This is a genomic window from Nonomuraea sp. K271 (assembly GCF_009908215.1).
Classification (GTDB): domain Bacteria; phylum Actinomycetota; class Actinomycetes; order Streptosporangiales; family Streptosporangiaceae; genus Nonomuraea; species Nonomuraea longispora.
In genome coordinates, this window is the sequence record NZ_JAAAHR010000099.1 from 1 (window position 1) to 14641 (window position 14641).

At 70.5% G+C, this 14641-nt stretch carries 18 protein-coding genes; 4 read left to right on the forward strand and 14 right to left on the reverse strand.

Going from position 1 to position 14641, the window contains the following annotated elements; genetic code table 11:
* Nucleotides 1-305, forward strand: a 305-nt coding sequence (locus GUY59_RS28810) for a PASTA domain-containing protein (protein ID WP_161714748.1), incomplete at its 5' end; no start/stop codon positions are given.
* A 51-nt stretch (nt 306-356) separates the two neighbouring features.
* On the opposite strand, the gene GUY59_RS28815 is transcribed toward GUY59_RS28810, so the two are convergent.
* The 6 genes from GUY59_RS28815 to GUY59_RS28840 form a co-directional block, all read right to left on the reverse strand.
* A complete protein-coding gene (locus tag GUY59_RS28815) occupies nt 357-2003 on the reverse strand; it encodes an acetolactate synthase (protein WP_138199316.1) in 1647 nt (548 codons plus the stop codon).
* A 63-nt stretch (nt 2004-2066) separates the two neighbouring features.
* Nucleotides 2067-2843, reverse strand: coding sequence for a DUF4097 family beta strand repeat-containing protein (locus GUY59_RS28820; protein ID WP_138199317.1), 777 nt, complete (start codon nt 2841-2843; stop codon nt 2067-2069).
* Nucleotides 2840-3496 (reverse strand): response regulator transcription factor, encoded by a 657-nt coding sequence (locus tag GUY59_RS28825; RefSeq protein ID WP_132331373.1) that lies wholly within the window; start codon nt 3494-3496, stop codon nt 2840-2842. Before GUY59_RS28825 ends, GUY59_RS28820 begins: the two co-directional genes overlap by 4 nt.
* Nucleotides 3487-4647 carry a sensor histidine kinase gene (locus GUY59_RS28830; RefSeq protein ID WP_138199318.1) on the reverse strand — a complete coding sequence of 387 codons (1161 nt, stop codon included), beginning with the start codon at nt 4645-4647 and terminating at the stop codon, nt 3487-3489. Before GUY59_RS28830 ends, GUY59_RS28825 begins: the two co-directional genes overlap by 10 nt.
* 92 nt (nt 4648-4739) lie before the next feature.
* Nucleotides 4740-5453, reverse strand: a complete 714-nt coding sequence (gene bioD / locus GUY59_RS28835; RefSeq protein WP_138199319.1) for an ATP-dependent dethiobiotin synthetase BioD — start codon at nt 5451-5453, stop codon at nt 4740-4742.
* A gap of 150 nt (nt 5454-5603) precedes the next feature.
* Entirely contained in the window at nt 5604-6323 is a 720-nt protein-coding gene (locus GUY59_RS28840; protein WP_132331367.1) for a GntR family transcriptional regulator, read from the reverse strand.
* 508 nt (nt 6324-6831) lie between these two features.
* Here GUY59_RS28840 and GUY59_RS28845 point away from each other — a divergent pair.
* On the forward strand, nt 6832-8301 hold the full coding sequence (locus GUY59_RS28845) for a PAS domain-containing sensor histidine kinase (protein ID WP_138199320.1): 1470 nt from the start codon (nt 6832-6834) through the stop codon (nt 8299-8301).
* Nucleotides 8302-8371: 70 nt separating this feature from the next.
* Here GUY59_RS28845 and GUY59_RS28850 read toward each other — a convergent pair whose 3' ends face one another.
* Nucleotides 8372-8626 carry a WhiB family transcriptional regulator gene (locus GUY59_RS28850; protein WP_132331363.1) on the reverse strand — a complete coding sequence of 85 codons (255 nt, stop codon included), beginning with the start codon at nt 8624-8626 and terminating at the stop codon, nt 8372-8374.
* Between the two features lie 276 nt (nt 8627-8902).
* Nucleotides 8903-9862, reverse strand: coding sequence for a diacylglycerol/lipid kinase family protein (locus GUY59_RS28855; RefSeq protein WP_138199321.1), 960 nt, complete (start codon nt 9860-9862; stop codon nt 8903-8905).
* Nucleotides 9863-9951: 89 nt separating this feature from the next.
* Here GUY59_RS28855 and GUY59_RS28860 point away from each other — a divergent pair, with 89 nt between their 5' ends.
* Nucleotides 9952-10335 (forward strand): hypothetical protein, encoded by a 384-nt coding sequence (locus GUY59_RS28860; RefSeq protein WP_138199322.1) that lies wholly within the window; start codon nt 9952-9954, stop codon nt 10333-10335.
* Nucleotides 10336-10339: 4 nt separating this feature from the next.
* Here GUY59_RS28860 and GUY59_RS28865 read toward each other — a convergent pair whose 3' ends face one another.
* From GUY59_RS28865 to sodN, 3 genes are all read right to left on the reverse strand, one after another.
* Nucleotides 10340-11119: an RNA polymerase sigma factor SigF gene (locus GUY59_RS28865; RefSeq protein WP_171055307.1), complete on the reverse strand. Its 780-nt coding sequence runs from the start codon at nt 11117-11119 to the stop codon at nt 10340-10342.
* 17 nt (nt 11120-11136) lie between these two features.
* Entirely contained in the window at nt 11137-11583 is a 447-nt protein-coding gene (locus GUY59_RS28870; protein ID WP_132331358.1) for an anti-sigma factor, read from the reverse strand.
* A 173-nt stretch (nt 11584-11756) separates the two neighbouring features.
* Complete coding sequence (gene sodN, locus GUY59_RS28875; protein ID WP_132331356.1) at nt 11757-12158, reverse strand: superoxide dismutase, Ni; 402 nt, start codon at nt 12156-12158, stop codon at nt 11757-11759.
* A gap of 17 nt (nt 12159-12175) precedes the next feature.
* Here sodN and GUY59_RS28880 point away from each other — a divergent pair, with 17 nt between their 5' ends.
* Nucleotides 12176-12580 (forward strand): S24 family peptidase, encoded by a 405-nt coding sequence (locus tag GUY59_RS28880; RefSeq protein WP_269128928.1) that lies wholly within the window; start codon nt 12176-12178, stop codon nt 12578-12580.
* Between the two features lies 1 nt (nt 12581).
* Here GUY59_RS28880 and GUY59_RS28885 read toward each other — a convergent pair whose 3' ends face one another.
* The 3 genes from GUY59_RS28885 to GUY59_RS28895 form a co-directional block, all read right to left on the reverse strand.
* Complete coding sequence (locus GUY59_RS28885; RefSeq protein WP_132331352.1) at nt 12582-13007, reverse strand: CGNR zinc finger domain-containing protein; 426 nt, start codon at nt 13005-13007, stop codon at nt 12582-12584.
* Nucleotides 13008-13073: 66 nt separating this feature from the next.
* Complete coding sequence (locus GUY59_RS28890; RefSeq protein WP_138199324.1) at nt 13074-13817, reverse strand: amino acid ABC transporter ATP-binding protein; 744 nt, start codon at nt 13815-13817, stop codon at nt 13074-13076.
* Nucleotides 13814-14641: an amino acid ABC transporter permease gene (locus tag GUY59_RS28895; protein ID WP_138199325.1), complete on the reverse strand. Its 828-nt coding sequence runs from the start codon at nt 14639-14641 to the stop codon at nt 13814-13816. Before GUY59_RS28895 ends, GUY59_RS28890 begins: the two co-directional genes overlap by 4 nt.

Sequence of the window (14641 nt, forward strand, 5' to 3'; positions counted from 1 at the left end):
CCAAGACCCCCACCGGCACGCCGTCGGGCTCTCCCACGCCCACCGCCGTGAAGAAGCGGGTGCCGAAGGTCGTCGGGATGAAGTTCCTCGACGCGCAGGAGATCGTCCTGTCGATGGGCTTCGAGGTGGACCTCGACGACCAGACCACCACCACCGCCGGCCTGCGCTGCGGCACGGTCAAGGCCACGTCGCCCAAGGGCGGCACGGAGGCCGAGGAGGGCGCCCAGGTCACCCTGGTCGTCGTCGACAGCCCCTGCACGCCCGGCAGCCCGAGCCCCACCCCGTCGGCCACCCAGAAACGGTGAGGCGATCCCCGGCCCGAAACCGCCGGCCGGGGGGAGTGGCCGGCGGAGTCGTCACACCCCCGTCGTGTTGCGGGGGTAGGCGATCTGCGGGTCGGTGGCGATGTTGACCATGTAGGGGATGCCGGAGTCGAACGCCCTGCGCAGCGCGGGCCCGATCTCCGACGGCTCGGTGACGAGTTCGCCGCCGCCGCCCAGCGCGGTCACGACCTGGTCATAGCGGCACTGGGGCTGCAGCTCGGCGGCCACGTCGTAGCCGTACAACATCTGCATGGGGTGTTTCTCCAGGCCCCAGATGCCGTTGTTGCCGCAGATCATGACGACGGGCAGCCGGTGGCGTACGAGGGTGTCGACGTCCATCAGCGAGAACCCGGCGGCGCCGTCGCCGAGCAGCAGCACCACCTGCGAGGACGGCCTGGCCAGGCGGGCGGCGATGGAGTAGCCGAGACCCGTGCCGAGGCAGCCGTAGGGGCCCGGGTCGAGCCAGTTGCCGGGCTGCCGGGGTTCGACGTATTTGCCGGCGTAGGAGACGAAGTCGCCGCCGTCCCCGATCACCACGGCGTCGTCGGCGAGGATCTTGCCCAGCTCGCCGTAGATGCGCATGGGGTGGATCGGGTCGGAGTCGGAGGCCAGCAGCTCGGCGTCGCCGGCGATGGCGGCGGCGGCCGTGTCGGACAGCTTCGTCACCCAGGGGGCGTAGTTGCCAGGTTTGACGCCCGCGTCGCCACAGGCGGCGCCCAGGCTCCAGAACACCACCGACAGGTCGCCGGCGGCGGACGCGGCCGGCTGCATGTGCGTGGCCAGCTGCGACGGCGCGTCGGCGATGTGGACGACGCGGGCCAGCGGAGCGCCGTCCTTGCCGCCGAACCAGCCGTAGCCCAGGCGGAAGTCGAGCGGGGTGCCCACGACGATCACCAGGTCGGCCTGCCCGAAGGCGAGCCCCCGCGCCCGGGTGACGAGCAGCTCGTGCCCGGAGGGCAGGATGCCGCGGCCCTGGCCGTTGGGGATGACCGGCAGCCGCCACGTCTCGGCGAAGTCGCGGGCGGCCTCCTCGGCTCGGTCCATCCACACGTCGGACCCGTAGACCAGCACGGGCCGCTCGGCCTCTGCCAGCAGCCGCGCGATGCCGGCCAGGTCGCCGGGGTCGGGCTCGAGCGGCGAGGGCGTCTGCGTCTGCACGTCGTGCGCCGGCGACGGCGAGAACAGGTGGTCCATGTAGAAGTCGAGGAAGACCGGGCCGCGATGGGAGGCGACCGCCGTGCGGAAGGCCATCTCCACCTCGTGGCCGACCGACTCGGCGCCGCTCGCGGTGAACGACAGCTTGGTGATCGGGTCGAGCAGCGGCGGATGGTCCATCTCCTGCAGCGCGCCGCTGCCCCAGCGCGACTGGGGCGCGCGGCCGCCCATGACGACCACGGGGGAGCCGTTGAAGTGGGCGGTCGCGACGCCGCTGACGCCGTTGGTGATGCCGGGGCCGGCGGTCAGCACGGCCAGGCCCGGCTTCCTGGTCAGCCGCGCCGTCGCTTCCGCGGCGAAGACGGCGCTCTGCTCGTGGCGTACGTCGAGGATGCGCATCTCCTCGTGCACGGCGCCGTCGTAGAGCGGAAAGACGTGCCCTCCCGACAGGGTGAACATGGTCTCGACGCCATAGGCCTTGGACACGGCGACGGCGGCGTCACCGGCGTGCTTCGCAGACTCCATGCCGGGAACTTACCAACCAGTCACAGGAGTAAACAGACCTTAAGGCCCGTCTACAGATGATCTTCAGCGGCAGCACAGGGTGACGTAGCCGTCCGGCGCCTTCGCGGTGATCTTCCTCGGCGAGGCGGGGTCCTTGTCGATGTCGACGGTGGTGTTGCGGCCGGCCACCGTCAGGTCGTACGAGCCGCTGTTCACGAATACGCCCACGTCTCCGGACGTCCTGACGACGGCTCGCACGGCGCTCGGCGGGTTGACGAAGCTCAGGTTCACGTCACCCGCCCCGACCTCCACGTCGGTCTTGTCGGCGTTTAGCCCCTCGGCGTTGATGTCGCCCGTGCCCACCCTGGCCCAGAGGGAGCCCGCGAGGTCGTTGACGCGCACGGTGCCGGAGACGGACGTCAGGCGTACGTCACCGAACACGTGGCCGGCGTCGAGATCGCCACGGGTCGTGCCGGCCTCGATGTCGGTCTCGGGCGGCACGGACAGGAGGTAGTCGGCCATGCACCGGGGGTCCTCGGGCCGGCCGGTCTCGGGGCAGGCCACGTCGAGCCGCAGGGTGCTCGTACGCGCGTCCCAGTCCTCCGAGACGGTGGGGCGGTCCCGCGTCCACCGTACGGTGCCCCGGATGAACACCTCGCCGGCCTGGCCGGGCACGATGGACACGTGCACGTCACCCCGGGAGGAGCTGATCTTGATCTTGCGATCCGAGAACGGGATGGACCGTTGCCTGGTGTCCTCGGGCATCCTGGTCGAGGCGAACCCATCCCAGAGCGCCGCCGTGGACGCCAGCAGCGCCACGATGGTCGTCAGCGCGCCCAGGGTCAGCCAGACCGCTCTCATGGCAGGCTCCTGATCCTGAGGAAGCGCAGCACGGCGAGCACGCGCCGGTGGTCGCCCTCCGCGGGTGACAGGTCGAGCTTGGTGAAGATGTTGCCGATGTGCTTGCCCACGGCCCCTTCGCTGAGCACGAGCGCCTGGCCGATGCCCGCGTTCGAGCGGCCTTCCGCCATCAGCTGCAGCACCTCGTGCTCGCGTGGCGTGAGGCGTTCGAGCGGATCGCTGTTGCCGCGCAGCAGCAACTGGGAGACCACCTCGGGGTCGAGGGCCGTGCCGCCCGAGGCCACCCTGCGCAGCGCGTCGATGAACTCGGCCACGTCGGCCACCCGGTCCTTGAGCAGGTAGCCGACGCCGCCGGTCGCGGCGGAGGCCAGCAGCTGGGCGGCGTAGCGCTCCTCGACGTACTGGGAGAGCACGAGCACCGCGAGGCCGGGCTGCTGGCGGCGCAGCAGGAGCGCGGCGCGCAGCCCTTCGTCGGTGTGCGTGGGCGGCATTCTGACGTCGGTGATGACCAGCTCGGGCCGGTGTTCCACGGCGGCCCGCAGCAGCCCTTCCGCCTCGTCCACGGCCGCCACCACCTCCATGCCGGAGGCGTCCAGGAGCCTGATCAGGCCCTCGCGCAGCAGGACGGAGTCCTCGGCCAGCACTACTCGCACGGCAGATCCACCTCGATCGTCGTCGGGCCGCCCAGAGGGCTGGACAGCCGGAGCGATCCGTCGACCGCCTGGATGCGCTGGGCCAGACCGCGCAGCCCGGTGCCGCCGTCCAGCGTGGCGCCGCCGCAGCCGTCGTCGTACACCGACATGTGCAGGCGGTCGCGCTCGCGCCGCACGATCACCTCGGCCTTGGTGGCCGAGGCGTGCTTGGCGATGTTGGTCAGTGCTTCGGACACGGTGAAGAACGCCACCGCCTCGATGGTCGGACTCGTACGCCGCTCGATGTCGACCCGGAGCTTGACCGGCACGGGCGAGCGGGCGGCCACGCCGGACAACGCAGCGTCCAGCCCCTGGTCGTTGAGCACGGCGGGGTGCAGGCCCCTGACGAAGTCGCGCAGTTCCTTGAGCGCCTGCTTGGCCTCCTCGTGGGCCTGCTCGATCGCCACGCGCGCCGGCTCGGGCAGGTCGGTCAGGGTGGCCCTGGCCAGGCCGAGGTTCATGGCGAGGGAGACAAGCCGCTGCTGCGCCCCGTCGTGCAGGTCACGCTCGATCCTACGGCGCTCGGCGTCCGCCGCGTCGATCACCCCGGCCCGGCTCTCGGTCAGCGTCTCGATCCGCTGGCCCAGCTCCGAGCGGCTGGGCCCGAGCAGCGTACGGGCCACGAGCAGGTCGAGCGCCGCCATGCCGCGCGCCAGGAAGGGAGCGAGGAGCAGCAGCACGAGCCCCACGCCCATGAAGACCCCCAGCACCCGGTCGTCGCGCAGGTTGTACCTGAACTCCATCGGCGGGGGCTCCAGCTCCGGCGCCACGAACGACAGCAACCCCACGAACGACCCGCCCCACGCCGTGGCCACGAGGAACGCCGCGGCGGCGCCCACGAACGGCGACAGCAGGTGGTAGGCGATCTGCCGCCACGCCGCCGGGCTCCGCCATCCCGCCGGCGGTGGTGTGGGCGGGATGCGCACCCCCAGGAACGCCGCGAACCGGGAGCACTGCACCCGGGTGAACCACGGCAGGGCCCGCCACAGCAGGCGAGGGACCACGGCCAGCAGAACCGTCAGCCCGCCGAGCAGCACGGCGACCGGCAGGCCGGTCATGACGTGAGCCGTGTCGAGCCAGGCCCGTGCCGACCACGGACGGGGGACTGTCATGCCCCAACGGTATTGACCGGCGAGGGAGCCGCGAAATGGGTCTGGTGTGCTGGTCGATGGTGGGGCTAGCCCCACCATCGCAGCGGGCCGGCTCAGAGGGCCTGCCGCCGGAACGCCGCGGGGTCGAACGTGCCGCCCAGCGTGGCGCCCAGCCCCTTGCGCGCCACGTCGGCGAACGCCTGCCGGTCCAGCTTTCCCGCCCCGTCGGGCAGCGCCCCGGCCAGCGGCCGCGCGGCCAGCATCTCGAGGTCGGCCACACCGCTGCGCGCGGCCGTTCCCGGACGTCGCGGCCACCGGCCGATCACCAGCCCGGCCAGGTCGAGCCCGCGGTGGGCCAGCCCCTCCAGGGTGAGCGCGGCCTGGTTGACGGCGGCGCCCCCGGGCCCTGCCACGACGAGCACCTGCGCGTGCAGGGCGCGCGCGAGGTCGGCGACGGTGGCGCCGTCCTCGTCGAAGCGCTCCAGCAGTCCTCCCGTGCCCTCCACGACGACCAGCCGGTTGCTCTCGCCCAGCTCCCGCACCAGCGTGGCGGCGTCGGCGAGCGACACGGGCGGCATGCCCGCGGCCCTGGCCGCGGCGGCGGGGGAGAGCGGGTCGGCGAAGCGGCGCAGCTCGAAGGTGGTGGTCACCCCGGACAGCCGGATCACGTGGTCGACGTCGCCCGGCTCACCGGGGGCGACGCCGGTCTGGGCCGGCTTGACCACCGCGGTCGCCGCCCCCCGCTCCAACGACAGCACGGCCACGGCGGCCACCGCCACGGTCTTGCCCACTCCGGCGCCGGTGCCGGTGACGACGAGAACGCTCATGGACGCCAGCCTAGAAGTCAGCGAAGAACACGGCCCGCGGCGCGCTCGTCACGGCGCGTGCCCCGTGAGCCTTCACGACCGGCGCTTGACGGAGGCGAGCCGGAGTCGGCGGGTCCGGGCAAGGTGGCCTGCCGTAACGCATGATGGTCTTCACGGTCGGCGCAGGCGCGTGACGAACTTGTACCGGTCGCCGCGATAGAGCGACTGGGCCCACTCGACGGGGTTGCCGTCGGCGTCGAAGGCGTGGCGGGTGAGCAGCAACATGGGCAGGCCGACGTCGACGCCCAGGGCCTTGGCGTCGTAGGGGGTGGCCAGCACGGTTTCGATGATCTCCTCGGCGTCGGTGAGCCGCACGTTGTAGGCGTTGTGCAGGGTCTCGTACAACGACGCGTGCACCTCCAGCTCGCGCCGCAGCCGGGGGAAGCGGCGGGCGGACAGATGGGTCGTGTCGATGGAGACCGGCTCGCCGTTGGCCAGCCTGAGGCGGTGGATGCGCAGCACCCGCCCGCCCGGGTTGATGGCCAGGCGCCTGGCCAGCGCCTCGTCGGCGGTGATGTAGCCGATCTCCAGGATCTTGGTGTCGGGCTCCAGGCCGGCCGTGCGCAGGTCGCCGATGTAGGAGGTGAGCTGGAGCACCTGGGCGACCTTCGGCTGGGCGACGAATGTGCCCTTGCCCTGGATGCGCAGCAGCCGCCCCTCGACGACCAGCTCGGTCAGCGCCTGCCGGACCGTGGTGCGGGAGGTCTCGAAGCGTACGGCGAGCGTGCGCTCGGGCGGCAGCGCGGTGCCGGGCGCGAGGCTCTTGGTGAGCTCGAGCAGGCTCCGTTTCACGTCGTAGTACTTCGGAACGCGGGGGCTGTCGTCAGTCACGCTCTCACCTTCACTTCTGCCACGGCGGTGAGGGCGTGTCTGGTCACCGCGAGATCATCGGAACTCACTTCGGCCCGAGCGGTCAACCGCGGGCCGGAGCCGCCGACCGGCGCCGAGCGCGTACGACAGCTGGCACGCACGGATCCGGGCTGCTCAGGTTGATGGTGAAGGATATCCACAGCGATGTGCGCGATCGCAACCGAGACCGGTCCGCGAGCCGTGTCGCGGGGAAACAACCCGCTCGTACGGATCACCTCCCGCTGGTCGCGCCCAGCCCTTTTCCTGGAGCTGAGCGGTGTCGGCTGTGTGATGGTTCTCACATTGTGAGATTTCACGAATAGGTCATTAGAGGGCACGATGCCGTACCTGTCGTCACTGCGCCAGAGCGTGGGCATAGGTCCGGAGGCTGCGTCCGTGTACCGGCTGCGCGGCCAAACGCCCACCTCAGCGGGCCCGCCGCCGGGCGGCCGGTTTGGCTGTTGCGGGGGAAAGCACGCATGATGCACTCGTGCCGACACTGAGCGACCTCGTAGCCCGCCACACAGCGCTGGACGAGGCGGATCTCGACTGGCTGCACTCGCTGGTCTCCGACTGGCAGCTGCTGGCCGACCTGTCCTTCGCCGACCTCATCCTGTGGGCGCCGCTGCTGGGGGAGAACGGCTGGATCGCGATCGCCCAGATGCGGCCGACGACCGGCCCGACCGTCTACCACGACGACATCGTCGGCAGCGTGGCGGCCAAGGGCGAGCGCCATCTCATCGACACCGCGTGGAACGAACGCCGCATCTGCCGCGAGGGCGATCCCGACTGGTCCACCGGCGTGCCCGTCCGGGAGGAGACGATTCCCGTACGCCGTGCCGTGGAGGGCGGCGAGGCCCGCTTCCTCGCGGTGATCCAGCGCTCCACCAACCTCTCCTCGGCCCGCACGCCCTCCCGGCTGGAGCTGACCTACCTGCAGAGCGCCTCCGACCTGGCGCAGATGGTGGCGGAGGGCCGGTTCCCGTTCTCCGGCGACGAGCCGATCCTGGTCCGTTCGCCGCGCGTGGGCGACGGCCTGCTCAGGCTCGACCGGGCCGGGCGGGTCACCTACGCCTCGCCCAACGCTCTGTCCGCCTACCGGCGGCTCGGGCTGCACGCCGACCTGGTCGGGGCGGAGCTGGGGCGGGTCACCGCGCAGCTGTGCTATTCCGACGAGCCCATCAACGAAGACCTCATGATCGTGGCCAGCGGGCGGGCGGCGAAGGAGACCGAGGTCGAGTCCGGCGGCACGATCGTGCAGCTCCGAGCCATCCCGCTGATCGTCGGCGGCGGTCGCATCGGCGCGCTGGTGCTGATCAGGGACGTCACGGAGCTGCGCAGGCGCGAGCGCGAGCTGATGACCAAGGACGCCACGATCCGCGAGATCCACCACCGGGTCAAGAACAACCTGCAGACCGTCGCCGCCCTGCTCCGGCTGCAGGCAAGGCGGCTGCAGGTGCCGGAGGGCAGGGAGGCACTGGAGGAGGCGGTACGCCGGGTCGGGTCGATCGCGATCGTGCACGAGACGCTCTCTCACGCGCCGGAGGAGTTCGTCGACTTCGACGAGATCGCCGACCGGGTGATCGCGATGGCGGGCGAGGTGTCCTCGGCGGAGGTGGCCGTGACCCCGCGCCGGGTGGGAGGCTTCGGCGTGCTGCCGTCGCTCATCGCCACGCCGCTGGCCATGGCGCTGACCGAGTTGTTGCAGAACGCGTTGCAGCATGGGAGGCCCAAGCGGCTGGAGGTCGTGGTCGAGCCGGGGCACGACCGGCTGAACCTCACCGTCTGGGACGACGGGGGCGGGCTGCCCAGCGGGTTCGACCTCGACAGCTCCACCAGCCTGGGGCTGCAGATCGTGCGCACGCTGGTGGTGGGGGAGCTGTCGGGCCGGCTGTCGATCCAGCCGCGGCTAGAAGGCGGCACGGAGGTGGTGATGTCGATCCCGCTCCCGCCGGCGTGACCCGGACGAATCCGTGTTCAAGCCGGCGGGCACATCACGTGGACGCGCCGGAGCAGGGGGGTGCGGTCGGTCAGGCGGAGAGCCGGGCGCGGGCGCGGGCGGAGCGGCGCTTGAGTGCGCGGCGCTCGTCCTCGCTCAGTCCGCCCCAGACGCCGGCGTCCTGTCCGGACTCCAGCGCCCACTTCAGGCAGGCCTCGACGGCCGAGCAGGACCGGCAGACCTGCTTGGCCTCCTCGATCTGGAGGAGGGCGGGGCCGGTGTTGCCGATCGGGAAGAACAGCTCGGGGTCCACGTCACGGCAGGCAGCTCGGTGGCGCCAGTCCATGCGTCCACTCCTTAGTAGATGGAGCCTCTAGGTCGGCTCCGTGCGGCTACTACTTTGTGAAGAGTTTCACTAACTCGCGCGAACAATCACCCGGGATCCTGTGGAGGACCGGGGTCGCTCGCTCGACGCCGGGAGGACCTCGGGGTTGTAAAAGGTCCTACGTTCCGACGTCAGTCTTGAGCCTTTCAGTCACTTTGAGTGCACGCAAGAGGGTTGACGCGAAGTTTTGGCTGTTATGGATGTCGGATGCGTCACACAATGACCGATCGTAACCACCTAGACCAGAACTTGTAACGCGTTCGGCGTGGACCGGAACGTCACGGTCTCGCGTTCGCCCAGGTAGTCGCCGTCCAGCTCGAAGGCCACCGGGCGGCTCGCGGTGAGCGTGAACTCGGGCTCGTCGTGGAGCTGCACGAGGTGCCGGCCCGACGGAAGAATGTCACTCTCCGTAAGGATGTGCCGGATCACCGGCGCGAGCGCGAGCGGGCCCATGCGCCGCAGCCCGAGCAGATCGAGCCCGGTCTCGAACGAGGCCCACGGGGTGGGCGTCACGGGCCGCGCGCCGACGTACGTCCACGGCGAGGTGTTGGAGATGATCGCCATGAACACCCCCTCGGCGGTGGGGATGCCCGGACCGGTCAGCGTCATCGCCGGACGCCGCTTGTCCGTGGCCAGATAGTGCCTCAGAGCCGTGTTCACATACCGTGTGGGGGTAGCCTTCCTCCCGGCGCCTCTCAGGCCCTCCACGGCCCTCACAACCTCGGCGTCATATCCCATCCCCGAGCAGAAGGTGAAGTAGCGGTTCTGCCCCTCCCAGAGGGCCTGCCCCAATCCCACGGTCCTGCGCCGGCCCTCCCTGAGCGCCTCCAGCACCGCGCCGGTCGACTCGACCGGATCGTTCGGCAGGCCCAGGGCGCGGGCGAAGACGTTGGCGCTGCCGCCGGGGATGACGATCAGACCGGGGCGGCCGGCGCTGGGGTCGTCGCGCGCGGGCTCGCCGTCCACCGGGTTCAGCAGGCCGTTGACGGTCTCGTTGATGGTGCCGTCGCCGCCGAGCACCGCCACCAGGTCATATCCCTTGGCCCGCGCCGTGGACGCCAGCGAGGCCGCGTGACCGCGGTAGCGGGTCTCCTCGACGGCGAGGTCGACGGCCGCGCCGAGCGCGCGGATCAGCACGTCACGCGTACGGGCGTTGGTGGTGGTGGCCTTGGGGTTGACCAGCAGCATGGCGCGCATATCGCCAGCGTAGCCGGTCTGGCTCGTCCGCTTTATGGGCCTTACGTCCTGTTTCTCGGAGCGAACGTCCCGGGCGGTAGGGTACGGGCGTGAACGGTCGCCCGCTTACCCTACTCATCGCCGCCGCCGTCGTCGCCCTGGAAGGGATCGTCGCGCTCGGGCTCGGCGTGCTCGTCGCGGTGCAGACGCTGACCGGGACGCCGGGCAACGTGACGACGGCCCTGGCGGAGTCGGGGTTCGCGCTGCTGGTGGCGGCCGGGCTGCTCTGGGTGGCCTGGGGCGGCCTGCTCAGGATGGAACGGTGGGGGAGGTCACCTGCCGTGCTGACGCAGATCTTCATGCTGATCATCGCGGTCACGCTCATCCGGTCGGACCAGCCGCAGCTCGGCATCCCGCTGGTCGTGGTCGCCGTGGCAGGGTTCGTCACCCTGCTGGCGCCCCCCACCACCCACGCGCTCTATGGAGACGGTTAGACGGTTAGTCGTCGGCGGTCAGGCCCTCGCGCAGCTGGGCCAGCGTGCGGGCCAGCAGGCGTGAGACGTGCATCTGTGAGATGCCCAGCTCGGTGGCGATCTGCGACTGCGTCATGTTGCCGAAGAAACGCAGCAGCAGAATACGTTTCTCGCGCGGGGGCAGCCGCTCCAGCAGCGGCTTGAGCGACTCGCGATATTCGACGCCCTCGAGCGACTCGTCCACGATGCCGAGGGAGTCGGACACCGCGGGAGCGTCGTCGTCGCCGGAGTCGGGGGCGTCGAGCGAGACCGTCGAGTAGGCGTTGGCCGACTCGAGGCCCTCGAGCACCTCCTCCTCGGTCATCTTCAGGTAGGAGGCCAGCTCGGAGACCGTCGGAGCCCGGCCCTCGCGCTGCGACAGATCGCTGATGGCCTTGGTGAGCGAGAGCTTCAGCTCCTGCAGGCGGCGCGGCACGCGGACCGCCCAGCCCTTGTCGCGGAAGTGCCGCTTGATCTCGCCGACGATCGTGGGCGTCGCGTAGGTGGAGAACTCGACCCCCCGGTTGAGGTCGAACCGGTCGATCGACTTGATCAGGCCGATGGTGGCGACCTGGGTGAGGTCGTCGAGCCACTCGCCCCTGTTGCGGAAGCGGCGCGCCAGGTATTCCACCAGCGGAAGGTGGAGCTCGACCAGCTCGTCCCTGATCCGCTGGCGACGCGGCTCCTCGGGACCCAGCTCGGCCAGCTCGGCGAAGAGCCTGCGGGCACGGACCCTGTCGGGCACGGCGTGTTCGCTGGTGGCCATGGCTCCAGTCCTTTCCGTCACGCCGGCCCCGCCGTTCTCTGGGCCGCGCCTCGGCGCTTGCGCAGGACGATCGCCATGCGATCGGGGAAGCCCTGGGAAGGTGCCACGGCATCCACGTCGTCGGCCAGGGCGGTCAGCACCATCCAGGCGAAGTCGTCACGCTTGGGAGCGGAGCTGCCGACGGTGGCGACCTCGACCCTGATCTGCATCTCCTGGCCGGTCAGCTCGAACTCGGCGGTCAGGTCGGTGCCGGGCACCGCCTCGCTCAGCAGCATGGCGCACGCCTCGTCGACCGCGATCCGCAGATCCTCGATCTCGTCCAGCGTGAAGTCGAGCCGCGCCGCCAGCCCGGCGGTGGCCGTGCGCAGCACGGACAAGTAGGCACTGGCGGCGGGGAGCCTGATGCTCACCACGTCACGGATGCCTGCCACGCCCTCCGCGCGGGTCTCGGTTTCCTCGGTCACGTTCCTCCTCGCGTACGTGGGAACCGCCACGTGGCGGGCCGCTGACCGCGACCCACCGTATCCGACGCCAACTGCAACTTACCGCCCCTGAGCGGTGCTTGGACGCTTCAGACTCGCCATCAATGGAAAAGGCTCTGCGCGGTCGCCGACCGCGCAGAGCCTTAGGTGCCGTTTTATGCGGCCTTGGTCTCCCAGAAGATCTTGGAGATCTCGTCGATCTTGCCCAGAAGGTCCTCGGCCTTGCCGACGTCGACCGTGCCCTTGGCGCCGGCGGCGCCCGCGAGCTTTGTCGCGTCCCAGAACAGCTGGTGGAGCTGAGGGTACTGCTCGAGGTGCGGCGGCTTGAAGTAGTCGGTCCAGAGCACCCAGAGGTGGTGCTTGACCAGCTCGGCGCGCTCCTCCTTGATGGTCACCGCGCGGGCGCGGAAGACAGGGTCCTCGTTCGCCGCGTACTTCTCCATGATCGCCTTGACCGACTCGGCCTCGATGCGGGCCTGGGCGGGGTCGTAGACCCCGCAGGGCAGGTCGCAGTGTGCGGATGCGACATGCTTGGGTCGTAGCAGTCGTGCGAGCATCGGAAAGTCCTTCCTTGATGCTGAATCAGCTTGGTCCACAACCGACCTTACTCGGGTCCCGGTGCCCGTGGAGTAGGGGGTCGCAGCCCATGAGAGTGCGTGTCGAAGGCGACTCGATGCGTCCCGCGCTGGTGCCGGGAGACTGGCTCCTCGTGCGCCGCGGCGCCGCCGTGCGCCCCGGTGACCTCGTGGTGGCCAGGCTCCCCGACGATCCGGAATGCCTCATCGTGAAGAGGGCGCAGTGGCACGGCGCCGACGGCTGGTGGCTGGAGAGCGACAACCAGCGGGCGGGCGGCCGGCGCGACAGCTGGGACTTCGGCCCCGTCCACGACATCGTCGGCCGCGTGGTGCTGCGCTACTGGCCGCTGGTGCGCCGGGCGGGCGCCGCGTCCCGGCCTCGCCGGCGGCGGCAGACGTCCTGAGTCAGGAGGCGGTCCTGCGGCGGGCGCGGAAGGCGGCCACGTTGGCGCGGCTGGCGCAGCGGGCCGAGCAGTAGCGGCGCGAACGGTTGGACGAGGTGTCGAGGAACGCCTTGCCGCAGCGCGGATCGAGGCACCGGCCGAGCCGGTCGACGCCCAGTTCGGCCACGACCGCGGCCAGGCCCATCACGGCGCAGGCGGCGTAGTCGTCGGCCAGATGCAGGTGCCAGGGCCCGCCGTCGTGGTCGGAGAGCTGAGGGCGTACGGGATAGCGCACGAGCAGGGCGTTGAGCAGCTCGACCACCCGCCGGTCGTCGCCGGCCGCGTCGAACACCGCGGCCAGCTCGTCGCGCAGGCGGGCGAGGTCGGGCGGCGGGGCGGGATCGTCGGCCAGCCGGACCGCCCACGAGGCGTAAGAGGTCAGGTCCATCCCGGTCCATTACATCACGGCGGCCGGAACGGCGGGCCGGTCCGTGGAGCCGGCCCGCCGCCGGCGCTATCCCTCGGGGTGCAGCACCCGGTGCAGGAACGCCTGGGTGCGCTCCTGCTGCGGGTCGCCGATGACCTGTGACGGAGGACCGTCCTCGACGACCACGCCGCCGTCCATGAACACCACCCGGTCGGCCACTTCGCGGGCGAAGCCCATCTCGTGGGTGACCACGAGCATGGTCATCCCCTCCTCGGCCAGCTTGCGCATGACGGTCAGGACGTCGCCGACCAGCTCGGGGTCGAGCGCCGAGGTCGGCTCGTCGAACAACATCAGGTCGGGGTCCATGGCCAGCGCCCGCGCGATGGCCACCCGCTGCTGCTGCCCGCCCGACAACTGGCCGGGCAGCGAATCGCACTTGTCGCCCACGCCGACCTTGTCGAGGTTCTCCCGGGCGGTGACCTCGGCCGCGCGCCTGCCGCGCTTCAGCACCCGCTGCTGGGCGATCATCACGTTCTGCAGCGCGGTCATGTGGGGGAAGAGGTTGAACTGCTGGAAGACCATGCCGATGCGGCGGCGTACGGCGTCGATGTCGACGTCGGGGTCGGTGACCTCGATGCCCTCCACGAACACCTTGCCCTTGGTGGGCTGCTCCAGCAGGTTGACGCAGCGCAGCAGGGTGGACTTGCCCGATCCCGACGGGCCGATCACGCAGACCACCTGCCCGGGCTCGACCGTCATGTCGATGCCCTTGAGCACTTCGTTCTTGCCGAAGTATTTGTGCAGGTTCTTGAGCTCGATGGCGTGCGTCATCGGTTCCTCCCCTTACGTCCCTCCAGCCGGGACGCGAGGTATCCCAGCGGGAACGTGACGATCAGGTACGTCACGCCCGCCACCATGATGGGCGTGGCGTTGGCGTACTGGGAGGCCAGGTCGTTGCCGAACTTGGCGAGCTCGACGTATTCGCCGGAGACGCCCAGGAACAGCACCAGCGACGAGTCCTTCAGCAAGGAGACGAACTGGTTGGTGGTCGGCGGGATGACCATGCGCACGGCCTGCGGGATCACCACCGTGATCTGCGCCCTGGTCGCCGACATGCCCAGCGACCTGGCGGCCTCTGTCTGCCCCTTGGGCACGGCCTGCAGCCCGGCGCGGAAGACCTCCGCCTGGTAGGCGGCGCCGACCAGGCCGAGGCCGAGAATGCCCTGGCCGTAGGTGCCGAACGGCACCTCGAACCCGGGCAGCGCCAGCGGCAGGAAGGTGATCATCAGGAAGATCAGCAGCGCGGGCAGGCCGCGGAAGACCTCGATGTAGAGCAGCGCGATCCAGCGGTAGGGCTTGACCTGGGAGAGCCGCATGAGCGCGAGCACCAGGCCCAGCACGAACGCGAAGAGGAACCCTCCGGCCGCGTAGATGATCGTGTTGCGCAGAGCGATGGTGAAAAGGTCGGGCAGCGCCTGCTCGGCCACCTGAACCTTGGCGAAGTTCTCGGCGAGGCTGCCCCAGTCGGCGTACAGCGCCACGGCGACGAGCGCCACGACCAGAATGGCGTATTGGATGCCGCGGCTGATCTGCTGTCTTTTCCGAGGGCTGAACCTGGCGCGGACAGGCTCAGCCGTCGTCGGCTGGTCGGCCAT